Annotated in this window: 21 protein-coding genes and 1 tRNA gene; 15 read left to right on the top strand and 7 right to left on the bottom strand. The window is 61.1% G+C overall.

Translation table 11 applies throughout. The annotated features are described in order from the left end of the window. Positions 1-6 precede the first annotated feature (6 nt). The 7 genes from Q0X85_RS01380 (at position 7) to yihA (ending at position 6,234) form a co-directional block, all read left to right on the top strand. Complete coding sequence (locus Q0X85_RS01380) at positions 7-573, top strand: TlpA disulfide reductase family protein (protein ID WP_297767990.1); 567 nt, start codon at positions 7-9, stop codon at positions 571-573. 125 nt (positions 574-698) lie between these two features. Beyond that, positions 699-1,256: a Panacea domain-containing protein gene (locus tag Q0X85_RS01385; RefSeq protein ID WP_297767993.1), complete on the top strand. Its 558-nt coding sequence runs from the start codon at positions 699-701 to the stop codon at positions 1,254-1,256. A 250-nt stretch (positions 1,257-1,506) separates the two neighbouring features. After that, on the top strand, positions 1,507-1,629 hold the full coding sequence (locus tag Q0X85_RS01390) for a hypothetical protein (protein WP_297767996.1): 123 nt from the start codon (positions 1,507-1,509) through the stop codon (positions 1,627-1,629). 198 nt (positions 1,630-1,827) lie between these two features. Then, the gene (gene ttcA / locus Q0X85_RS01395; protein WP_297767999.1) at positions 1,828-2,697 is read left to right on the top strand and encodes a tRNA 2-thiocytidine(32) synthetase TtcA; all 870 of its coding nucleotides are present in this window, start codon (positions 1,828-1,830) and stop codon (positions 2,695-2,697) included. A 308-nt stretch (positions 2,698-3,005) separates the two neighbouring features. Continuing rightward, positions 3,006-4,841, top strand: a complete 1,836-nt coding sequence (yidC, locus tag Q0X85_RS01400) for a membrane protein insertase YidC (protein WP_297768000.1) — start codon at positions 3,006-3,008, stop codon at positions 4,839-4,841. After that, a complete protein-coding gene (locus tag Q0X85_RS01405; protein ID WP_297768003.1) occupies positions 4,841-5,584 on the top strand; it encodes an MOSC domain-containing protein in 744 nt (247 codons plus the stop codon). The genes yidC and Q0X85_RS01405 overlap by 1 nt, the downstream gene beginning before the upstream one ends. After that, a complete protein-coding gene (yihA, locus tag Q0X85_RS01410; RefSeq protein ID WP_297768005.1) occupies positions 5,584-6,234 on the top strand; it encodes a ribosome biogenesis GTP-binding protein YihA/YsxC in 651 nt (216 codons plus the stop codon). The genes Q0X85_RS01405 and yihA overlap by 1 nt, the downstream gene beginning before the upstream one ends. A gap of 51 nt (positions 6,235-6,285) precedes the next feature. On the opposite strand, the gene Q0X85_RS01415 is transcribed toward yihA, so the two are convergent. Beyond that, a complete protein-coding gene (locus tag Q0X85_RS01415; protein WP_297768007.1) occupies positions 6,286-6,939 on the bottom strand; it encodes a peroxiredoxin in 654 nt (217 codons plus the stop codon). Positions 6,940-7,072: 133 nt separating this feature from the next. On the opposite strand from Q0X85_RS01415, the gene Q0X85_RS01420 reads away from it, so the two are divergent. From Q0X85_RS01420 to Q0X85_RS01435, 4 genes are read left to right on the top strand one after another with little or no spacing between them, the layout of a single operon-like run. Beyond that, positions 7,073-8,515, top strand: coding sequence for an aldehyde dehydrogenase family protein (locus tag Q0X85_RS01420; protein WP_297768009.1), 1,443 nt, complete (start codon positions 7,073-7,075; stop codon positions 8,513-8,515). Positions 8,516-8,519: 4 nt separating this feature from the next. Continuing rightward, the gene (locus Q0X85_RS01425) at positions 8,520-9,278 is read left to right on the top strand and encodes a glycosyltransferase family 25 protein (protein ID WP_297768012.1); all 759 of its coding nucleotides are present in this window, start codon (positions 8,520-8,522) and stop codon (positions 9,276-9,278) included. After that, entirely contained in the window at positions 9,275-10,117 is an 843-nt protein-coding gene (locus Q0X85_RS01430; RefSeq protein ID WP_297768016.1) for an alpha-1,2-fucosyltransferase, read from the top strand. Before Q0X85_RS01425 ends, Q0X85_RS01430 begins: the two co-directional genes overlap by 4 nt. 46 nt (positions 10,118-10,163) lie before the next feature. Next, on the top strand, positions 10,164-11,210 hold the full coding sequence (locus Q0X85_RS01435; protein WP_297768018.1) for a phosphotransferase: 1,047 nt from the start codon (positions 10,164-10,166) through the stop codon (positions 11,208-11,210). A gap of 122 nt (positions 11,211-11,332) precedes the next feature. Here the strand turns inward: Q0X85_RS01435 and Q0X85_RS01440 are convergent. Continuing rightward, a tRNA-Leu gene (locus Q0X85_RS01440) sits at positions 11,333-11,419 on the bottom strand. Between the two features lie 102 nt (positions 11,420-11,521). After that, positions 11,522-12,847, bottom strand: a complete 1,326-nt coding sequence (locus Q0X85_RS01445) for a peptidoglycan-binding domain-containing protein (RefSeq protein ID WP_297768021.1) — start codon at positions 12,845-12,847, stop codon at positions 11,522-11,524. 69 nt (positions 12,848-12,916) lie between these two features. Between Q0X85_RS01445 and lipB the strand changes: the two genes are divergently transcribed. Beyond that, positions 12,917-13,600, top strand: a complete 684-nt coding sequence (gene lipB / locus Q0X85_RS01450) for a lipoyl(octanoyl) transferase LipB (protein ID WP_297768023.1) — start codon at positions 12,917-12,919, stop codon at positions 13,598-13,600. A 96-nt stretch (positions 13,601-13,696) separates the two neighbouring features. After that, positions 13,697-14,086 (top strand): c-type cytochrome, encoded by a 390-nt coding sequence (locus Q0X85_RS01455; protein ID WP_297768026.1) that lies wholly within the window; start codon positions 13,697-13,699, stop codon positions 14,084-14,086. 73 nt (positions 14,087-14,159) lie between these two features. On the opposite strand, the gene arsB is transcribed toward Q0X85_RS01455, so the two are convergent. The 4 genes from arsB to Q0X85_RS01475 are packed head-to-tail and all read right to left on the bottom strand — an operon-like array spanning position 14,160 to position 18,275. Beyond that, positions 14,160-15,167 (bottom strand): ACR3 family arsenite efflux transporter, encoded by a 1,008-nt coding sequence (arsB, locus tag Q0X85_RS01460; protein WP_297768028.1) that lies wholly within the window; start codon positions 15,165-15,167, stop codon positions 14,160-14,162. Further along, a complete protein-coding gene (gene arsJ / locus Q0X85_RS01465) occupies positions 15,164-16,432 on the bottom strand; it encodes an organoarsenical effux MFS transporter ArsJ (RefSeq protein WP_297768031.1) in 1,269 nt (422 codons plus the stop codon). The genes arsB and arsJ overlap by 4 nt, the downstream gene beginning before the upstream one ends. Then, positions 16,429-17,427 carry an ArsJ-associated glyceraldehyde-3-phosphate dehydrogenase gene (locus tag Q0X85_RS01470; RefSeq protein WP_297768032.1) on the bottom strand — a complete coding sequence of 333 codons (999 nt, stop codon included), beginning with the start codon at positions 17,425-17,427 and terminating at the stop codon, positions 16,429-16,431. Before Q0X85_RS01470 ends, arsJ begins: the two co-directional genes overlap by 4 nt. Then, positions 17,424-18,275: a helix-turn-helix domain-containing protein gene (locus tag Q0X85_RS01475; RefSeq protein WP_297768035.1), complete on the bottom strand. Its 852-nt coding sequence runs from the start codon at positions 18,273-18,275 to the stop codon at positions 17,424-17,426. Before Q0X85_RS01475 ends, Q0X85_RS01470 begins: the two co-directional genes overlap by 4 nt. 182 nt (positions 18,276-18,457) lie before the next feature. Between Q0X85_RS01475 and Q0X85_RS01480 the strand changes: the two genes are divergently transcribed. Both Q0X85_RS01480 and Q0X85_RS01485 read left to right on the top strand, forming a co-directional pair. Then, entirely contained in the window at positions 18,458-18,787 is a 330-nt protein-coding gene (locus tag Q0X85_RS01480; protein WP_297768038.1) for a BrnA antitoxin family protein, read from the top strand. Positions 18,788-19,035: 248 nt separating this feature from the next. Beyond that, on the top strand, positions 19,036-19,413 hold the full coding sequence (locus tag Q0X85_RS01485) for a DUF4189 domain-containing protein (protein ID WP_297768040.1): 378 nt from the start codon (positions 19,036-19,038) through the stop codon (positions 19,411-19,413). Positions 19,414-19,653: the final 240 nt, after the last annotated feature.

Raw genomic sequence — 19,653 nt, forward strand, 5'->3', positions numbered from 1 at the left:
GGATTTATGAAAACCATTCGTCAGATCGTCCTTTATATGGCCCTCGCCCTCGGTGCAAACGCCGCCGTGGCCGATACCGCAGCGCTCAACGCGTTACGCGAGGGGGACATGAAGAAACTGATGTTCCATTCCGCGCCCAAGCCCGCGCCGCAGGTGGAGTTCGAGCGTGAGGACGGCTCCACCGCCACGCTCGCCGAGTATCAGGGCAAGCATGTCGTGCTCAATTTCTGGGCCACATGGTGCGCGCCCTGCCGGGTGGAAATGCCGATGCTGTCGAACCTGCAAACCCAAATGGGCGGCGAGGACTTTGCCGTCGTCACCATCGCCACCGGCCGCAACCCGCCCCCGGCGATGAAGGCGTTCTTTGACGAGATCGGGGTCGACAACCTGCCCCTCCACCGCGACCCCAAAAGCGCATTGGCGCGTCAAATGGGCGTCTTCGGCCTGCCCATCACGGTGATCCTCGACCCGCAAGGAAACGAGACCGCCCGCCTGCAAGGCGACGCCCATTGGGACAGCGAGAGCGCGAAGGCGATTATCGGGGCGCTGATTGATGGGGGTGGCGGGAGTTGAGTGGGAGAGGCCACAGTCACCATTCACTTTTTAAGGACTTATTGGCAGTATTGCAGCCAAGTGCATATATAGGTGCAGTATAGGGGCCATTAGACATGCAAAACACTGTCTCAGAATATGTTCACATGAAGCCGAACGTAGATCGCATTTTGGCTGCGCTGTGTCACGTGATCAAGGAAGCCAGAGACCGGAAGCGTGACGTTTCCCAATACGACCTTGTAAAGACGTTGTTTTTGGCCGACAGATCGCACCTTAATGAGTGGGGACGGCCCATCACCTATGATAATTACACGGCCATGAAACACGGGCCTGTGCCGTCGCTGGCCTATGATCTTTTGAAAGCCAATGTTAAGTCGCTTCGTGATCACAAGATCAGTCAGCTTCCATGGAAAGCGGTCCATGCAGGTGGAAGCAAAAAACACTTCTTTCCACTTAAAGAGACAGTGAACGAAGAAAACTATCTGTCCCTAAGCGACATTGAAGCGCTTGACGATGCACTAGGGATGGTGTTGAGCCTTGGCTTTAGTCAGATACGCAGGCTTACACACGAAGATCAGGCCTACATTGATGCTTGGCGCGAAGATGGCGGCAAAGCTGCATACGACATGAAACTCGGTTTACTCTTTGATGAGCCAAACTTCGAGCAAGCAGAAATTCTAGCTGAATATTCCCCGTATGTTTAAAGCTGGAGATGTGGTTCGTTTTCACAGTCCCACGGCTGGAAAGGAAAAGTTTCACCTCTGCCTCGGAAAGGATGAGAACGGTCCACTTCTAGCGTTTCTTTTTCTCAATTCGAAACCGGGGTTTCGCGGTGATTGTATAATGGAAGATGGACAAATCCCGGGGCTCCCCACCTCGCCGACGGGGTATACAGTAGTATCATTTTCAGCGGTTGTTCGAATGGGAAACCGGCGGTTAGAGACATTTGGAGCAATGAAAACCGGCGCCATCGATGGGCATATCGCTGGCGAACTTGCGGCTTTTGCCGGAACAACGGGCGTTCTAACATCAGCCGAGAAAAAACTCGTCGTGTCAGCACTTGAAAGCCTTTTCTGAGAACCGGTGAGTTCACCTATGCCTACTCCACTCTACCCACCCCCCGAATATGACATTCAGCGCCCGAGTTGTACATCTGCCCCCCGCGCCGCCGCACGCGTCGCCCCCCACCGCACGCCCAATCCTTACCCCACCGCACGCTTGACAGGCCCTATCAGCGCCCTTGCCTGCCTCCCGCAAAACCCCTAAAGCCAGCCCATGCTTGACGAGACCGACGATATCCATCCGCTCTTTCACGGGGCCCCCGCCAACACCGAGTTTCGCAAGCTGCGCAAGCGCATCGTGCGGCACACGCGCGAGGCGGTGGAGCAGTACGGCATGGTCGAGCCGGGCGGCAAATGGCTGGTCTGTCTCTCGGGCGGCAAGGACAGTTATACGCTCTTGGCCGTGCTGCATGAGCTGCAATGGCGCGGCCTCTTGCCGGTGGAGTTGCTGGCCTGCAATCTCGATCAGGGGCAGCCCGGCTTTCCCGCCACCGTCCTGCCCGAGTTCCTGAAAGAGCGTGGCGTGCCGCACCGGATCGAGTATCAGGACACCTATTCCATCGTCGTCGACAAGGTGCCGCAGGGGCGCACCTATTGCGCGCTTTGCTCGCGGCTGCGCCGGGGCAACCTCTACCGCATCGCGCGCCAGGAGGGGTGCACGGCGGTGGTTCTGGGCCATCACCGCGACGATATTCTGGAAACCTTCTTCATGAACCTCTTTCACGGCGGGCGGCTGGCGACGATGCCGCCCAAGCTGGTGAACGAAGAGGGCGATCTCTTCCTCTACCGCCCCCTCGCCCATGTCGCCGAGGCCGATTGCGAGCGCTTCGCGCGGGCGATGAATTACCCGATCATCCCCTGCGATCTGTGCGGGTCTCAGGACGGGTTGCAGCGCCAGCAGGTCAAGCAGATCCTCGACGGTTGGGAGGCCAATTCACCGGGTCGCCGTCAGGTGATGTTCCGCGCGCTGATGAACGCGCGGCCCTCGCATCTGCTCGACCCGAAGCTGTTCGATTTCGCGGGGTTGAGCACGGAGCCCGTAAAATCCGACGGAATTCCCGAAGGCTTGCCCAAACTCCGTTAATCCCTTGACGATAGGCTGACTGACAGATTGCGGGTTTTCGTCAGGGCGAAACACAGGTCTGTCAGAGGGCGATCGCGGACCGCAGGCAATTGCATTCATGTCAGCAGCGGCCCTCGCGATGCTCCGGCTCGGTCTGGATTGCGGCGCCTCAAGACAGGCTGGTCTCGCCCTCCCGGTTCGGGGTCTCGTCGGGCCACGACTGCGATGAATCCCCGCGCATCCACACCAAAACCCCGGTTTCCGCTTGACCTTTGGGCCTGCACTCTGTTGAACCGCCCTGAATTGCAACAGACGGATGGCCATCGGCGATGGATGATCAGAACAAGAACCTAATCCTGGCAACGGCGCTCAGTTTCCTCGTGATCCTGGTCTGGTTCGTCATGTTTCCGCCACCGGAGGCGCCGCCGGTCGATCCCAACGCGCCCGCGCAGAGCGTCTCCGAGGGGACGACAGCCCCGGTCGCTGGCACGACCGAGGGCGAAAGCGCTGACGCCACCACATCAGGCCAGACCGCAACACCTGCGACAGAACCGGATGCGCCTCGCCTCGAAATTGACACGCCCAGCCTGCAAGGCACGATCTCTTTGCAGGGGGGACGAATCGACGACCTCTTCCTGAAAAACTACCGCGAGACGATCGACCCGGCGTCTGATATCGTCCAGTTGCTCGCGCCGGTCGGAAGCGACACGCCCTATTACGCGCTGTATGGCTGGGCGCCTGGCGCCGGCCTGACTAGCGAAAGCGTTCCGGGCGCGAACACGCTGTGGGACATCGAGAGCGGCGAGGTGCTCACGCCGACCTCTCCTGTCACCCTTGTCTGGGACAATGGAAACGGCCTTGTGTTTCGCCGCGAGCTCAGCGTTGACGAGGATTTCATGTTCTCTGTCAACCAGTCGGTTGAAAACACCACTGGATCCGCTGTCAGCCTCGCCCCATATGGCATTCTCGCCCGCCATGGTCTGCCCGAAGATCTGAAGAATTTCTTTATCCTCCACGAGGGCATCGTTGGCATGGCCGACGGCACCCTGTCCGAGATCGACTATGACGATGTGCAGGATTACGAATTCAACCCGCGAGAAGGCGCGCCGGCCGCGGTCACACAGGTCAGCGAAACCGGCTGGATCGGATTTACCGACCACTACTGGATGACAACGCTGATACCGGAATCTGACGCACCCTTCAAATCGGTCAGCAAATACGATCCGCAACGCGGCATCTATCAAACTGAAACGGTTCAATCGACCCAAACCGTCGAACCGGGACAGACGGTTGCATCGAAAAGTCGACTGTTTGCGGGGGCCAAGGAATGGGCAGCGATCCGAGGCTATCAAAATGAGCAGGGTGTAGACCGGTTTCTGGACTCAATCGACTGGGGTTGGTTCTTCTTCCTGACCAAGCCGATCTTCGCGGTGCTGCACTGGTTGAACGCCATGATCGGCAATATGGGCTGGGCCATCATAGGCCTGACGCTGCTGATCAAGGCGCTGGTGCTGCCGCTGGCCTATAAATCCTACGTCTCGATGGCGAAGATGAAAGAGCTTCAGCCGGAGATGGAGAAGATCAAGGAAAGCGCCGGTGACGATCGGCAGAAGCTACAGCAGGAGATGATGGCGCTCTACAAGAAGGAAAAGGTCAACCCGGCCTCGGGCTGTCTGCCGATCCTGTTGCAGATCCCGATCTTCTTCTCGCTCTACAAGGTGATCTTCGTCACGCTGGAACTGCGGCACGCGCCGTGGATCGGCTGGATCAACGACCTGTCGGCGCCGGATCCGTCGTCGCTCTACAATCTCTGGGGCATCTTCCCCTGGGCGGCACCGGAGCCGGGCTCGGTCCTCGCGTTGATCTTTATCGGCATCCTTCCGCTTTGCCTTGGCGTGTCGATGTGGCTGCAGCAAAAGCTCAACCCGTCGCCCACCGATCCGACACAGAAGATGATCTTTGCGTGGATGCCCTGGGTGTTCATGTTCATGTTGGGCAGCTTTGCCAGCGGCCTTGTGGTCTACTGGATCGCGAACAACGTGATTACCTTTACGCAGCAATACCTGATCATGCGCAGCCAAGGCTACAAACCCGATGTGTTTGGCAACATCGTGTCAAGCTTCAAGCGCGACAAGACAGCGCCCGACACCGGCAAGAAGAAGTAATGGCACAGGTCAGCGCTCTCTGGCGACACCCCATCAAGGGGCACGGGCGCGAGGCGCTGACAAGAGCGATCCTGACCAAGGGCGAGGCGATGCCTTGGGACAGGCGTTGGGCCGTGGCACACGAGAGGGCACGGCTGACCGAGGGAGAGTGGGCGCCCTCTGCCAATTTCTCTATCGGGTCCAAGGTCGCCGCGCTGATGGCGATCAACGCGACCGTGAACGAAGCGCAGCGCACCCTGACCCTCACCCATCCCGAGCGCCCCGATCTGACCTTCGATCCGGATACCGAACAGCAAGCGTTTCTCGATTGGGTGCGCCCGCTCATGCCTGTGAACCGCGCGCAATCGGTGCGGCTTTATCGGCTCGACGGGCGGGGCCTGACCGATACGGACTACCCGTCGGTCAGCCTGCTGAACCTTGCCTCGAACGCTGATCTCGCAAGCAGAATGGACGCTGAAATCTCGCCGCTGCGGTGGCGCTGCAATATCCATCTGGAAGGCCTCGCCCCATGGAGCGAATTCGACCTTATCGACAAGACGGTGCGGATTGGCGATGCGGAATTGCGCATACGCGAACCGATCAAGCGCTGTATGGCGACCACTGCCAATCCCGAAACGGGCGCACGCGATCTCGACACGCTCGGCGCGCTCAACGCGAACTGGAACCATCAAGATTTTGGCATCTATGCCGAAGTCACAAAGACCGGCACGATCAGTGCAGGTGACAGAATAGAGGTCTTGTGATGCAACTGCCATTTCCCGTTGCGGATGCGCCTGACCACGCGACCTCAGAGTTTGGTCGCAAGCTCTTCGCGGGCCCTGTGGATTTTGTCAAAGGGGTCGTGGCCATGTCCGGCCTGCCGGACGCCGATCGTCTCGAAGTCTGTTTTGCTGGCCGGTCGAACGTCGGAAAATCGACCCTGATCAACGCGCTCACAGGACGCAAGGCGCTCGCGCGCGCCTCGAACACGCCCGGGCGCACGCAAGAAATCAACTATTTCACCTTGGGAGAGAGCCGCTACCTCGTCGATTTGCCCGGCTATGGTTTCGCCAATGCGCCGCTCGACGTCGTGCAGAAGTGGCAGGCCTTGCTAAAGCAGTACCTGTCCGGTCGCCAAACCCTGAGGCGGGCGTTTGTTCTGGTCGATGCACGGCATGGTATCAAGCCGGTTGACGAAGAGATCATGTCTCTTCTTGACAGCGCGGCGGTCACGTTTCAATGCGTCCTGACCAAGACCGACAAGATCAAGACAGACGAACGCGACAAGGTGCTCGATCAGGTCCGCGCGCGGCTTGCCCCGCATCCGGCAGCCTTTCCCGAATTGATCGTGACATCCAGCGAAAAGGGTGAAGGTATCGCGACCTTGCGCGCCACCATCGCCACGCTGGAATAAGCCCCCCGCCCCAAAGGACGGGAGGCTATTGGCGAAATCTCCGAGCTCGTCTCAGACCTTGAGGCTGGTCTTGCGCAAGTAAGGAAGCACTTTGTCGAAGCTACCGAACTTGGCCTCGGCATCCGCATCACTGAGCGAGGCGGGGATGATCACATCCTGCCCGACAGCCCAGTCCGCCGGCGTTGCAACGCCATGTTTCGCGGTGGTCTGAAGCGCATCGAGTGCGCGCAGGACCTCGGCGAAATTGCGGCCAACGGTCATCGGATAGGTCATGTTCAGCTTCAATTGCTTGTCCGGTCCGATGATAAAGACCGAGCGTACGGTGGCGCTGTCATTGGGCGTGCGGCCATCGGGCAGATAGGCCTCGGCCGGCAGCATGTCGAAGGCTTTCGACACCTCGAGCCCGTCATCCGCGATAATCGGAAAGCCGGGCGCAGACCCGCAGACGGTTTCGATATCACCCTTCCATTTGCGGTGATCCTCGACGCCATCGACCGAGACACCGATCACCTTGCAGCCGCGCCTTTCCCATTCGTCATTCAGCCGCGCCACCGCTCCGAACTCGGTGGTGCAGACAGGCGTGAAATCTTTGGGGTGAGAGAATAGAATAGCCCAGCTGTCACCGATCCAGTCATGCAGTGAAATCTTGCCCAGATCCGTCTCGACCGTGAGATCCGGAATAACATCATTGATACGAAGTCCCATTGCAGGATCCTTTCCAAGTTGTTGCAGCATCTCGTTGAGATTTGATCAAATCCCCACGTGACGCCCGATTTCCAACCTTGCAGGTCGGCATCGCCCCTGACACAGTGCCGCCAAATCATCGGAGGTCAACACCATGATCGATAAACGTCAGTTCTACATCAATGGCGATTGGGTCAACCCCCAAGCCGCGAAAGATCACACCGTCATCAACCCATCGACCGAAGAGCCCTGCGCCGTGATCTCGATGGGCGGTCAGGCCGATACCGATGCCGCTGTCGCGGCTGCCAAGGCGGCGTTCCCGGCATGGATGACAACGCCAGCGGCAGAACGCATTGCCTATGCAGAGAAAATCCTCGACGTCTACAAGACGCGCAGTGAGGATCTGGCTCAGGCGATCAGTCTCGAAATGGGTGCGCCTATCGACATGTCCCGCGAACAGCAGGTCGGCGCGGGGATCTGGCACATTTCCAACTTCATCAAGGCCGCGCGAGAGTTTCAGTTTGACGCGCCTCTGGGCGATCATGCGCCCAATGACCGTATCATTCACGAGGCAGTGGGTGTCGTCGGCATGATCACACCGTGGAACTGGCCGATGAACCAGATCACGCTCAAGGTGATCGCAGGCTTGGTCGCGGGGTGCACGATGGTCTTGAAACCGTCCGAAGAATCGCCGCTCAATGCCGTCATTTTCGCCGAGATCATAGATGCGGCGGGCTTGCCCAAGGGCATTTTCAACCTCGTCAATGGCGATGGCGCGGGGGTCGGCAGCCAACTCACAGCTCATCCCGATGTGGACATGATCAGCTTTACCGGCTCGTCGCGTGCAGGGCGGCTTATCTCGAAATCAGCCGCCGACACGCTCAAGCGCGTGAGCCTTGAGTTGGGCGGCAAGGGTGCCAACCTGATCTTTGCAGATGCCGACGAAAAGTCGGTCAAACGCGGTGTCATCCGCTGCATGAACAACACTGGACAATCGTGCAATGCACCGACCCGTATGCTGGTACAGCGCGAGATCTACGATCAAGCTATCGAGATTGCCGCAGAAACCGCGAACACAATCGCCGTAGGCCCGGCGCACGAGCAAGGGCGGCATATCGGACCGGTCGTCAACGAGGTGCAGTTCAACAAGATCCAGGATCTTATCCAGCAGGGGATCGACGAAGGCGCGCGGCTGGTTGCAGGTGGCACAGGACGGCCCGAAGGCTTCAACAAGGGGTTTTATGTCCGCCCCACGGTTTTTGCCGATGTCACCAATGACATGACGATAGCCCGCGAGGAGATTTTTGGACCGGTCCTGTCGATCATCCCCTTCGACACCGAAGAAGACAGCATCGCGATCACCAATGACACCCCTTATGGTCTCACCAATTACGTTCAAACAGGCGATCCGGCACGGGCCAACCGGTTGGCTCGCGCACTTCGTTCGGGCATGGTCGAGATGAACGGGCAATCGCGCGGCGCGGGCTCGCCCTTTGGCGGGATGAAGCAATCGGGCCATGGGCGCGAAGGCGGCAAATGGGGCATAGAGGACTTTCTTGAGGTCAAGGCCGTCTCGGGCTGGACACCGGACGCCTGAGCATATGGGCGGGCGCGCGTTCGTTCTTCATTTGCTGCGCGCCTCCGCGCGGCGGGAAAACGCACGCTCCATTCTTGAAACCTGCGGGCTGGATGGCGAAATCTGGCCCGCAGTCGACGGTGCCGGTCTATCCTCGACCGAACTTGCCTCCTGCGTCGGCGCAGGGCTCCTTGCGCCGGACTATCCATTCGCGCTCAAGACCGGAGAGATCGGCTGCTTTCTCAGCCATCGTCAGATATGGGCGGAAATCGTCCGGCGGAAGCTGGATTACGGGTTGATCCTCGAAGACGACGCCACGCTGGACCCGGTTTTTTTTGCCCTGGCGCGTGATCTCGCCCGGAGCAATATCGCGCACCTTGGCTACATACAGTTCCAGACACGGCCGAACAAAGGGCCGGCACGGCTGATTGACATGAACGGGGCTTGCGTCCTCAGCCTGCCGCGCGTGGGCGGGCTACGCACCACGGCGCAAATGGTCAGCCAAAATGCCGCAGCACATCTCCTGCGCCTCACCGAGAGTTTTGACCGCCCCGTCGATACTTTCGTGCAGAGCCATTGGCATACGGGCCTACGGCCCGCCACGATCCTGCCATCAGGGGTCAGGGATATCGCCGAACATCTGGATGGGTCGACCATTCAGGGAAGCTCGCGCAAAACGCCGCTGGCGAGGCTTGCGCGCGAATGGGCACGGCTTGGTTTTCGCCGGGGCGTGGCGCGCGCCTCTCGCCATAGCGCGGCCCCCGAAGAGGGGGGGCTTGCATGATCACGACACGTCTTTTTGGCGGAGCGGGCAATCAGCTGTTTCAATATGCGGCAGGGCGCGCGCTCGCGGATCATCTGGGCACTGAGCTTTGTCTCGACAGCCGTTACCTGTCAGACATGCGCGCCGACTGCTTCGGGCATTTCGCGCATGCGCGGCTGGCGCACCCGCATCATCTGCCTCCTGCCAAGGCCGACGGTGTGCTGCGCTATGGGCTGTGGCGCCTCTTTGGCCGTAATCCGCGGTTCCATCGTGAATCCGGCCTGGGGTTTAACCCAGAGTTCTTCTGCTGCCCAGACAGCACCTATCTGCATGGCTATTGGCAATCCGAACGCTATTTCACCCGCATCCGCAATCGCCTGCGCAGCGATCTGGTCTTTACCACGCCGCTCGACCCCGCCAATGCAGCAATGGCCGCACAAATCGATGCGACCCCCTGCGCCATCTCGGTACATGTGCGACGCGGCGATTATCTGGCCTCAGGCAGCTATGCCGCCTGCCCACCGTCGTATTACGAGGCGGCAATAACGAAGATCGCACAAACGACCACAAACCCGCTGACCTGCTATATCTTTTCAAATGACCCGCAATGGGCCCGCGACAACCTCAATCTTGTGCAAGATCAGATCGTTGTTGATATCAACGACGAGAGCAACGGTATTTTCGACCTGCATCTCATGTCTCGCTGCGCCCATCACGTGATCGCGAATTCGACATTCTCGTGGTGGGGCGCATGGCTCAACGCCAAGCCGGACAAGCAGATCGTCGCACCTGAAAACTGGTTCGGGACAGGGAAGCTCTCCAATCCAGACCTCATCCCGGAGGGGTGGGTTCGGCTTTGAGGCGGTGATCTTTCCCAAGTGGCCAAAACACACTAAACGCGATCTCATGAGCGACAGCCCCGATCTCGCGAAAGCTGAATTCCTGCCCGGCACGGTCCACAAACGAGACGTGTTTTCGGAGACTGTCTCCGGCCGATTGAGGGGCTACCCCGATTTTCCGGTGGTGCTGCGCAAGCTGGACGGCGTGCCGGTGTACGCGCGGCCTATTGCATGGTGGTTGGCGCGCAAGGAAGTGCGTGGACTGCGCGCGGTGAAGGGGATCGAGGGTTGTCCCTTGCTTATCCGCGTGCAGAACACCGGCCTCTTGCGCAGTTGGACCAAGGGCACCCCCCTGCATCTAGCCAAACCGCGTGATCCGGCATGGTACCGCGATGCACGCAGGCTCTTGCGCGAGATGCGGCGGGCGGGGGTCACGCATAACGACATTGCCAAACCACAGAACTGGCTGATGACACCCGAAGGTCTGGCGGCGGTGATCGATTTCCAACTGGCCTCGACACATCGTCGGCGCGGTATCGTCTTTCGCCTGATGGCGCGCGAGGATCTGAGACACCTTCTCAAGCAGAAGCGAGCGTATGCGCCGCATCTGCTAACACCCTCTGAGACCCGCTTGCTTGCACGCAAGTCCCTTCCTGCCCGCCTGTGGATGGCAACCGGAAAGCGTGCGTACAATTTTGTGACCCGCCGCCTGATGAACTGGTCAGATGGAGAAGGCACAGAGGACCGCGCCGAACGCGAGGGCCCGGCGCTGCGCAAGGCATTGTTGGCGCATCCGCAAGTGCGTGACGTTGCCATCTGCACCTTTGCCCTGCCCGCCCACGGTGTCGGGCTCTACGCGTTTGTCGAGACGTCGCTTGGTACCGCAGCGCTTGCCAAGCTGGCGCCGCAGCCCGGCCCCGATCTCCTGCAGCCGGTCAAATGCTTGCCGCGCCATGCGGATGGGACACCGCGCCTCGATGTGCTTGATCTGATTGCCGCCAACCGGCTAGACGAATTGCAGGAATTGAATGCGCGGGAGCCAGACCTTGAGGGTGTCATACGGCCAATTCTCGCCCACCGGCTGAACCTGACCGACCGGGTGTTGCGACGCTAGTTCACCGACCTTTTAATCGGACATTCCGGCCTTGAGGTGCCGCTGACTCAAGTCATGCCAGCCCGCCACCCAACATGGCCCCGCATGTGCGGAAACGCTCTCTCGTCAGGATGTCTGGATGATGGTGCGGTCGAGAAGACTCGAACTTCCACGGGTGTTACCCCACAGCGACCTCAACGCTGCGCGTCTACCAATTCCGCCACGACCGCACGTGATCAGGTAGGTGCGCGCCGTATATGCAAACTTGTGGGGATTGTGAAGGGGCAAAACACGCTGCCCCTCCGGTTTTTACAGCCCTGTCTCAAACGACCTCAATCGAGGGAGAACGTCGGCAATGTCGAAGCTGGTTGTACGGTTTCCTGTGACGGTGCAGCGTTTGCCCCACGCGATTGAAACACTGCCTTGCGAAGAAGCGCATTTCGCGAACTATCACCGGGCGCGAACACGGCCTGCGCGCCGTTTTCCACCGCGTTTACCGCACCCTCATACCATGTCACGGCAAGATCGGCACGGCGTGTCGTGCCAAAGCCCTCGTTGAGATGATGCCCCATCAACTCGCCATATGCCTCTTCACCAAGAGCCGTCAGCAGCAGGCCGGATCCAAGCGCCACGTTCATGTTGTCGATTCGATAACCGACCGACAGGCAAATCTTTGCCGTACCCGCCAGTTGCGCGGGCGATTGGCCGGATTGCAGAACGAAACCGCGCACGTCCTGAATGACGTCGCTCCGCTCGCTCAGTGACAACGCGGATACGTAGTCACGCATCGCGGGCCCGAACGCACGGCATTGTTCCTCAAGCTGCTCAGGCGTCACGCCATTGAGCGACGCGGCCATCGTCTCGCCCTCGGCAATCGCATAGGTCCGCGCAAGACAAAACTGCTCATTCAGAGCAAAGCGGGCGTCCGACAGCGAGGCCTCGGTGACAAACCCGCCATTGGAGTTGGTAATGAGGCTGACCTGATTGCAATGCGACGCAAGCGACGGGCCATCACCGCCAGAGGCCATGAAATTGGGCAATGCGCCGGCGCTCTGCGGTACTTTCGCCGCTTCGGGCACAGCTGCCATCACAGGCGACGTTCTCTGTGTCTGTGCAGCGGGTGCGGGTGCAGCGGTATAGGCCGGCACGCCCGCCGCCTCGTCCCGATAGGCGTGCAAGAGGCCGCGTGTCCCTTGGCCACGCTGCGCGACCAGTTGTGCGGTTACCGCCCCGCTGCTCTGCGCGCGATAATACGAGCTGATCAGGAACTGCCGCTCGTATTCGGCAAGATACCCCGTGGCCGGATACCCCATGTGGGCCTGAAACTGCGAGGTGGCATTGCGCGTGTTCCGGCCGCGCACCCCATCGGGCGAGCCCGCAGGGAAGCCAAAATAATTGAGCGCGGTCTGCTCTTCACGTACCTGTTGACGCGCCACGGAATTGCTGGGCGCACGGTATGTTCGTTTGGGTGTAGAGCGGGTCACCGTAGTGCTGCGCTTTCGCTCTCGCGCTTTCGCGCTCTCATTGACGATGATGCCGCTGACCGCGCCGCCGACAATACCACCGACCAGCCCATCGGCAAAATCGGCCGCAGCCCGGCCTCCCGGCAGGGCCACGGATGCGGCCAACGCTAATATAAGAATTCGCTTTGAAACCATTTCGCATCTCCCTTAATTCATCGTGGTATCATATCATATATTTTCGCGAACCTTGCATCGAGTCCAGCCTTGACCCCCGAAACCCTCATCACGAGCGACCATAACGGCATTGAGTGGCATCTCTCCGCCGGAATCGTGACCTACCCCGAGGCCATCACGGCGATGGAGGACCGGGTTGCGCGAATCGCAAACGGCACCGCGCCAGAGGCGATATGGCTGTTGGAACACCCTGCGCTCTATACTGCGGGCACCTCGGCCAAACCCGCCGACCTGACCGACCCCGACCGATTTCCGGTTTTCGAGGCACGGCGCGGCGGACAATACACCTATCATGGCCCAGGTCAGCGCGTAGTATATGTCATGCTCGACGTCGGACGGCGCGGGCGGGACGTGCGCCGGTTCGTTCAGCAACTCGAAACCTGGGTGATCGCCACACTGGACACCTTTAACGTGAAGGGAGAAATCCGCGAAGGACGCGTGGGCGTCTGGGTCACGCGGGAAGACAAGCCGCTGACTGCAACCGGGCAAAAGCCCGAAGACAAGATCGCCGCCATAGGCATTCGCCTCCGAAAATGGGTCAGCTTCCATGGCATCTCGATCAATGTCGAACCGAACCTTGAGCATTTCACCGGTATCGTACCCTGCGGCATCACTGAGCATGGTGTCACCAGCCTTGTCGACCTGGGTTTGCCAGTGACAATGACCGACCTCGATATCGCCTTGCGGGATACGTTCTCGCGAACATTTGTATGAGGCAAACCTGCCTGCGACCAAAATAGGAGGTTGCAAGCGAAAACCGCCGGGCTATGGTTACCCTCAACACGCAACCAAACGCCAATGAGGTAGCTAATGAAGTCCCTGATTACAGCAACCGCCACGTTTGTGGCGCTCGCACTGCCCGCTTTTGCCGCGGGTGACGCCGCAAAAGGCGAGAAAGAATTCAACAAGTGTAAAGCATGCCACATGATCGCCTCGGACGACGAGACAATCGTGCGTGGCGGTCGGACCGGCCCAAACCTGTATGGTGTGATCGGTCGCACGATGGGCAGTGTTGAGGATTTCCGTTACTCTGACGGGTTGAAAGCCAAGGCAGAAGCTGGCGAAGTCTGGGACCAAGCGAAGTTGGCGGAATATGTCACCGATCCCAATGAATTCCTCGGCAGCCGGTCCAAGATGACGTTCAAACTGCGCAAAGGTTCCGAGGACGTGGCAGCCTATCTGGCGACATTCTCGGAGTAAGAGCGGCACGCTCATTCGATCCAAAGGGTCCGGCGTCAGCGACGTACGGGCCCTTTTTGCCTTAACTGCGCCGTCAGGCGAACCGCGCACGCGTCCGGTTGGCGAAGGCCACGAGCGACAACATCACCGGCACCTCGACCAGCACACCCACCACCGTCGCCAGCGCCGCGCCGGAATTGAGCCCGAACAGCGAGATCGCCACTGCGACCGCGAGTTCGAAGAAATTTGACGTGCCGATCAGCGCGCAGGGGGCGGCGATGCGGTGTGGCACCTTGAGCATCCACGCCGCCGCATAGGCCAGTACGAAGATGCCGTAGGACTGCACGAGGATGGGTGCCGCGATCAGCCCGATCACCATGGGCCGGTCGAGGATCACCTGCCCCTGAAGGCCGAAGAGGATCACCACCGTCGCGATCAGACCGATCACCGACCACGGCTTGACCCGCGCCTGAAAGGCCGCGATGCGGGCCTCGGATGCCAGCCTGCGCCGGGTCCAGATGCCTGCCGCCAAGGGCAGCGCCACGAAGAGCAGGACCGAGAGCAGCAGCGTTTCCCACGGCACGGTGATGTCGGTCACACCGAGGAGGAACGCCACGATCGGCGCGAAGGCAAAGACCATCACCACGTCGTTCACGCTGACCTGCAACAGGGTATAGCTCTCGTCGCCCTTGGTGAGTTGCGACCACACGAAGACCATCGCCGTGCAGGGGGCCGCGCCCAGCAGGATCAGCCCGGCGATATATTGCTGCGCGTCAGCGGGCGCGATGAAATCGGCGAAGATACCCTCGAAGAACAGCACCGCGAGGGCGGCCATGGTGAAGGGTTTGATCAGCCAGTTGACCGCCAGCGTGATGCCGAGGCCGCGCGGCTGCCGCAGCACGTCACGCAGGCTGGAAGGATCGACGCCGACCATCATCGGGTAGACCATCGCCCAGATCAGCACCGCCACCACGAGATTGACGCGCGCCACTTCGGCCGCCGCAATGGCATTGACCAGCCCCGGGATCGTGTTGCCGATGGCGATGCCCGCGATCATCGCGAGGGCGACCCAGAGGGTGAGGTACCGCTCGAATGTGCTCATGTTGGTGTCTCCGATCCTTGGGTCGCATCGAGCCGCCCGGATGCGAGGGCCGAGGCGGCGATCATCGCGCTTGCCGTGCCCAGCATAAGGGGCAAACCGCCCGCCTGATAGGTCAGCCCCGAGAGCACCGTGCCCAGAAGCCGCCCGCCTGCATTGGCCATGTAGTAGAAGCCTACGTCCATTGTCACGCGCTCGGCTTGGGTGAAGGCGAGGATCAGGTAGGAATGCAGCGCCGAATTGACGGCGAAGATGGCCCCGAAGGCCAAGAGCCCGGCAATCAGCGTCACCGTCAGCCATGTCTGCGGCCCACCCGCCAGCAGCGCCACGGCGGTCAGGGCCACCGGCACCACGAGCAAGGCCAGGGCCCAGCCCCGCGCCGCGCGAATGAGATCGCCCTCGGGGCGGGAGGCCGCGCGCATCAGGCGCGGCGCGCTTGCCTGCACCGCGCCGTACAGGATGATCCAGCCCGCCATGAATGTGCCGATCATGAAGAACGCGGCGCGATTGCCCGCCTCGGACCCGTCCGAGAGCACGCTGTAGAAATAGACCGGGATGCCCACCACGAACCACACGTCGCGCGCGCCAAACAGGAACACGCGCGCCGCCGAGAGCCAGTTGACGTTGGCGGATTTCGAGAAGACCTCGGAAAACTTTGCCCCCTTGCGGCCCGTCGGCAGACCCGGCGGCATGGCGAGAGCCACGACCACGAGGATCAGGGCCAGCACCCCCGCCATAGCCCAGACCGCGCCTGTGAAACCGATCCCGGCGAGGAGCGCCGCGCCCAGCAGGAAGCCCAGCCCCTTGATCGCGTTCTTGGAGCCGGTGAGCGCCGCGACCCAGCGGAACAGCCCGCCGTCGCCGGTCGGGGCGAGCAGCTTGACGGCGGATTTCGAGGACATCTTGGCCAGATCCTTGGCCACGCCGGAGGCCCCCTGCACCACCATCACGTAAGCGACCGAGAGCGCGACGGTCCAGGCAGGATCAAGCTGCGCGAGGGCAATGAGGGCCAGCACCTGAAGACCAAGCCCGGCATAAAGCGTCGAGGTCAACCCGAAGCGCGCCGCGATCCAGCCCGCAGACAGGTTGGTGACCATGCCCGCAATCTCGTAGAGCACGAACAGATAGGCCAATTGTACCGGGGTGAACCCGAGCGTGTGAAAGTGCAAGAGCACCAGCATCCTGAGCGCGCCATCGGTCAGCATGAAGGCCCAATAGGCCGCCGTGACGGCGATATAGGCACTGAGGCCCTCGGGACGTGCCGTCAAACCGTGGCCCCCACCATCAGCGCTACATCGACGAGGCGATGCGCATAGCCCATCTCGTTGTCATACCACGCATAGACCTTCACCTGCGTGCCATTGATAACCATCGTGGAGGGCGCATCGACGATGCCGGAGCGGGTGTCGTTGGTGTAATCGGCGCTGACAAGGGGCCGCGTTTCATAGCCGAGGATGCCGGCAAGCGGCCCGTCGGCGGCGGCCTGAAAGAGGGCGTTGACCTCCTCCGCGCTGGTCTCGCGGTCCATCTCGAACACGCAATCGGTGATCGAGGCGTTGAGCAGCGGCACGCGCACGGCGTGGCCGTTCAAGCGACCCGTTAGCTCAGGATAGATCAGCGTGATCGCCGTGGCGCTGCCCGTGGTGGTGGGGATCAGCGAATTGAGCGCCGAGCGCGCGCGACGCAGGTCCTTGGCGGGGCGATCGACGATGGTTTGCGTGTTGGTCACGTCATGGATCGTGGTGATCGAGCCGTGCTTGATGCCAATCGCCTCATGCAGCACCTTGACCACCGGGGCGAGGCAATTGGTGGTGCAGCTTGCCGCCGTGACGATGCGGTGGCGGGCAGGCTCATAGATATCGTGATTGACACCGTAGACGATATTGGCGGCGTCGCCGTCCTTGACCGGGGCGGAGACGACCACCTTTTTCACGCCCGCGTCGAAATAGGGGGCCAGCTTGGCCTCGGTTTTGAAGACGCCGGTGCAGTCGATCACCACATCGACACCCTCCAGCGGCAGGTCGCTCAGATCGCGTGTGCCGATGAAGGGCAGGCGCGTGCCGTCGATGGTGACGCTGCCCGCGTCATGCGCAAACACCGCATCCCACCGGCCGTGCACCGTGTCAAACTCCAGCAAATGGGCGTGCATTTCGGCATCGCCCACGGCGTCGTTGATCCACGCGATCTGCGCACCGCGCTCCAGCAGCGGCTTGAGGATCAGCTTGCCGATCCGCCCCAGACCGTTGATTGCATAAACCGTCATGCCTCGGCCTCATCCGCCGCGCGGCCGATCTCGTCCACCGCGGCTTGCAGGCTGACCCGGTCCAGCGTCTCGACCGGCAGCGCGGCGAAGGCGGTGATCCGGTTCTTGAGCGCGCCGTATGCCTGTTGGAAGGCGAGGCTTTTCTGCGCGTCGGTGCCGGTGGCCAGCACCGGGTCGGGGGTGCCCCAATGGGCGCTGACGGGTTGTCCGGCCCAGGCCGGGCAATCCTCGTTGGCGGCGCGGTCGCAGACGGTGAAGACAAAATCCATCACCGGGGCGCCCGGCGCGGTGAACTCGTCCACGTGCTTGGCGCGCAGAGCAGAGACATCATGCCCCTTGGATTTCAGCACCTCGAGCGCGAAGGGGTTGAGCTCGGAAAACGGCCGCGTGCCGGCGGAATGGACGGTGAACCGGTCGCCCGCCATGTCGCGCAGGATGGTCTCGGCAAAGATAGAGCGGGCAGAGTTGCCCACGCAGATGAACAGCGCGTTGTATGTCTTGTCGGCCATGTCCGGGCCTCCTTGCAAGGTGGGGGGCAGGGTAGAAGCGGGGGCGCAGATATCGGGCCGCCCGCGACAGCAATCGTTGAGCAGATAATCAAAGGTGCGACGCACCTCTGTCATGTTCATGGAGTACCTGAGCGACGTGCCGTTGCGCTCTTGCGAGACCAGCCCGGCGCGCATCAGCGCGCTGAGATAGGCCGAGAGGGTCGACGGCTTGAGGCTGAGCGCCTCGGCCAGCTCGCCCGCCGGAACCCGGTCGGGATAGCGCCGCATCAGGAGCCGGAACAGTTCCAGCCGCTGCGGATGGCCGAGGGTGGCGAGCCTGTCGGGAATCTTTTTTTCCATATTTCGTGAATATATGAATTAGAACGATGCAACAAGTGAAGATTTTGTGACGCCGGGGCGGGAAAATCGCCCCTGCGTTGCGCCGGTTTGGCGTCGGTATCGCGTCGGTGCGGGCGCGCGCCGGCCCAAGGCGATATTAACCCGGTGCGCCGAGGGTGACCCAACGCAACCGGAGACCCCGCATGGCCCGTATGACCAAGACCGAACGCCTCGCCCGCGATACGCTGATGCGGGACCTCATCCACCTCAGCCGCGACGGCTGGATCGACGCCACGCTCGCCGAGGCGGTGCCCGATGCGTGGCACACGCTGGAGGCCGATATCGACGTCGAGGAACCGCGCGAGAAGGTAACGCTCTATCTCGACCGGTCGGTAGCGCGGTTCTATCGCGGCATGGGGCGCGGCTATCACGCGCGGATCAACCGGCTGCTGCGGACATGGGCGCAAATGAAGATCGCCGGCGAGGTGCGGCTGGATGCGTATCTGGCGAAGCGGGTGACGGGGGAGGAGTAGCGCGGGGTGGATGTGGTCGGTGGGCACCGGCCCTACCCCAAGCCACCGGACCACCGCGCGGAGCGCGTCACTGAACCTATTCTGCGATGACATTCGCGAGTCTCTTTGGCGTCCGACCTTCGCAAGCAAATCGGCTTGAAATCCACGGGCTCTACAGGGCCACTCCAGACCGGGCTTGTGGGTTCAGCCTTGAAAAGGCGGGCAAGATCGGCCAGCATTAACTAATTTCAATTAGAAAGTATCCGTTCATGCATACCCGACATATAGCCCAGCTCAATTTCGCGGCCCTCGCAACCACCCTGATCACCGCTGCCGGTCCTGCTGCCGCCTGCAAATACGGCACCTGCTGGAACGCGGTCGCGGCGGGCTCCAACGGCGCGGCGGGCTACGCCGCCGATCAGGCCACTGCGCCCCGCGCATCCGAACTTGCCGCTCGCGCCTGTGGCCCGAACTGCGCAGCGGTCGAAGTGTTCAATGGCGGCTGTGGCGCACTTGCCACCTCTCGCAACGGCACCGCGCATCTGGGCCTTGGCGCGAGCCGGGAAGAAGCGCGTACCAGCGCCATGGACAAATGCAGCAGCCTTGGCGCGTTCTGCACCTTTCGCGTTGGCATCTGTTCGCGATGAGCGCCGCGTCGTGCGGGCAACGGAATTTTAAAGCACTGTCCGTCTGTCTGGACCGAAGGTGCTCGACACAGAGGTGAAATCCTCGTTGGGCGCGCTGGCCGTTCATTCGGATGGTGCGAAGAATCCCGCGAGTTCGTCCTGGATGCAGCAAGCGTACGACATTCTTATTCGTAGCTTACGTGGACATCAGAAGGTCGGCTCTGGCTTGAATAGGTCAAGCGGGTGCTGCGCATAGCTTGT

The sequence above is a fragment of the uncultured Roseovarius sp. genome, from assembly GCF_947259555.1.
Lineage (GTDB): Bacteria > Pseudomonadota > Alphaproteobacteria > Rhodobacterales > Rhodobacteraceae > Roseovarius.

What these genes read in the sequence shown, in the direction of transcription:
- Q0X85_RS01380 (WP_297767990.1), top strand. Translation starts at nt 7, where the DNA reads ATGAAAACCATTCGTCAGATCGTCCTTTATATGGCCCTCGCCCTCGGT.
- Q0X85_RS01385 (WP_297767993.1), top strand. Translation starts at nt 699, where the DNA reads ATGAAGCCGAACGTAGATCGCATTTTGGCTGCGCTGTGTCACGTGATC.
- Q0X85_RS01390 (WP_297767996.1), top strand. Translation starts at nt 1,507, where the DNA reads ATGAAAACCGGCGCCATCGATGGGCATATCGCTGGCGAACTTGCGGCT.
- ttcA (WP_297767999.1), top strand. Translation starts at nt 1,828, where the DNA reads ATGCTTGACGAGACCGACGATATCCATCCGCTCTTTCACGGGGCCCCC.
- yidC (WP_297768000.1), top strand. Translation starts at nt 3,006, where the DNA reads ATGGATGATCAGAACAAGAACCTAATCCTGGCAACGGCGCTCAGTTTC.
- Q0X85_RS01405 (WP_297768003.1), top strand. Translation starts at nt 4,841, where the DNA reads ATGGCACAGGTCAGCGCTCTCTGGCGACACCCCATCAAGGGGCACGGG.
- yihA (WP_297768005.1), top strand. Translation starts at nt 5,584, where the DNA reads ATGCAACTGCCATTTCCCGTTGCGGATGCGCCTGACCACGCGACCTCA.
- Q0X85_RS01415 (WP_297768007.1), bottom strand. Translation starts at nt 6,939, where the DNA reads ATGGGACTTCGTATCAATGATGTTATTCCGGATCTCACGGTCGAGACG.
- Q0X85_RS01420 (WP_297768009.1), top strand. Translation starts at nt 7,073, where the DNA reads ATGATCGATAAACGTCAGTTCTACATCAATGGCGATTGGGTCAACCCC.
- Q0X85_RS01425 (WP_297768012.1), top strand. Translation starts at nt 8,520, where the DNA reads ATGGGCGGGCGCGCGTTCGTTCTTCATTTGCTGCGCGCCTCCGCGCGG.
- Q0X85_RS01430 (WP_297768016.1), top strand. Translation starts at nt 9,275, where the DNA reads ATGATCACGACACGTCTTTTTGGCGGAGCGGGCAATCAGCTGTTTCAA.
- Q0X85_RS01435 (WP_297768018.1), top strand. Translation starts at nt 10,164, where the DNA reads ATGAGCGACAGCCCCGATCTCGCGAAAGCTGAATTCCTGCCCGGCACG.
- Q0X85_RS01445 (WP_297768021.1), bottom strand. Translation starts at nt 12,847, where the DNA reads ATGGTTTCAAAGCGAATTCTTATATTAGCGTTGGCCGCATCCGTGGCC.
- Q0X85_RS01455 (WP_297768026.1), top strand. Translation starts at nt 13,697, where the DNA reads ATGAAGTCCCTGATTACAGCAACCGCCACGTTTGTGGCGCTCGCACTG.
- arsB (WP_297768028.1), bottom strand. Translation starts at nt 15,167, where the DNA reads ATGAGCACATTCGAGCGGTACCTCACCCTCTGGGTCGCCCTCGCGATG.
- Q0X85_RS01470 (WP_297768032.1), bottom strand. Translation starts at nt 17,427, where the DNA reads ATGACGGTTTATGCAATCAACGGTCTGGGGCGGATCGGCAAGCTGATC.
- Q0X85_RS01475 (WP_297768035.1), bottom strand. Translation starts at nt 18,275, where the DNA reads ATGGAAAAAAAGATTCCCGACAGGCTCGCCACCCTCGGCCATCCGCAG.
- Q0X85_RS01480 (WP_297768038.1), top strand. Translation starts at nt 18,458, where the DNA reads ATGGCCCGTATGACCAAGACCGAACGCCTCGCCCGCGATACGCTGATG.
- Q0X85_RS01485 (WP_297768040.1), top strand. Translation starts at nt 19,036, where the DNA reads ATGCATACCCGACATATAGCCCAGCTCAATTTCGCGGCCCTCGCAACC.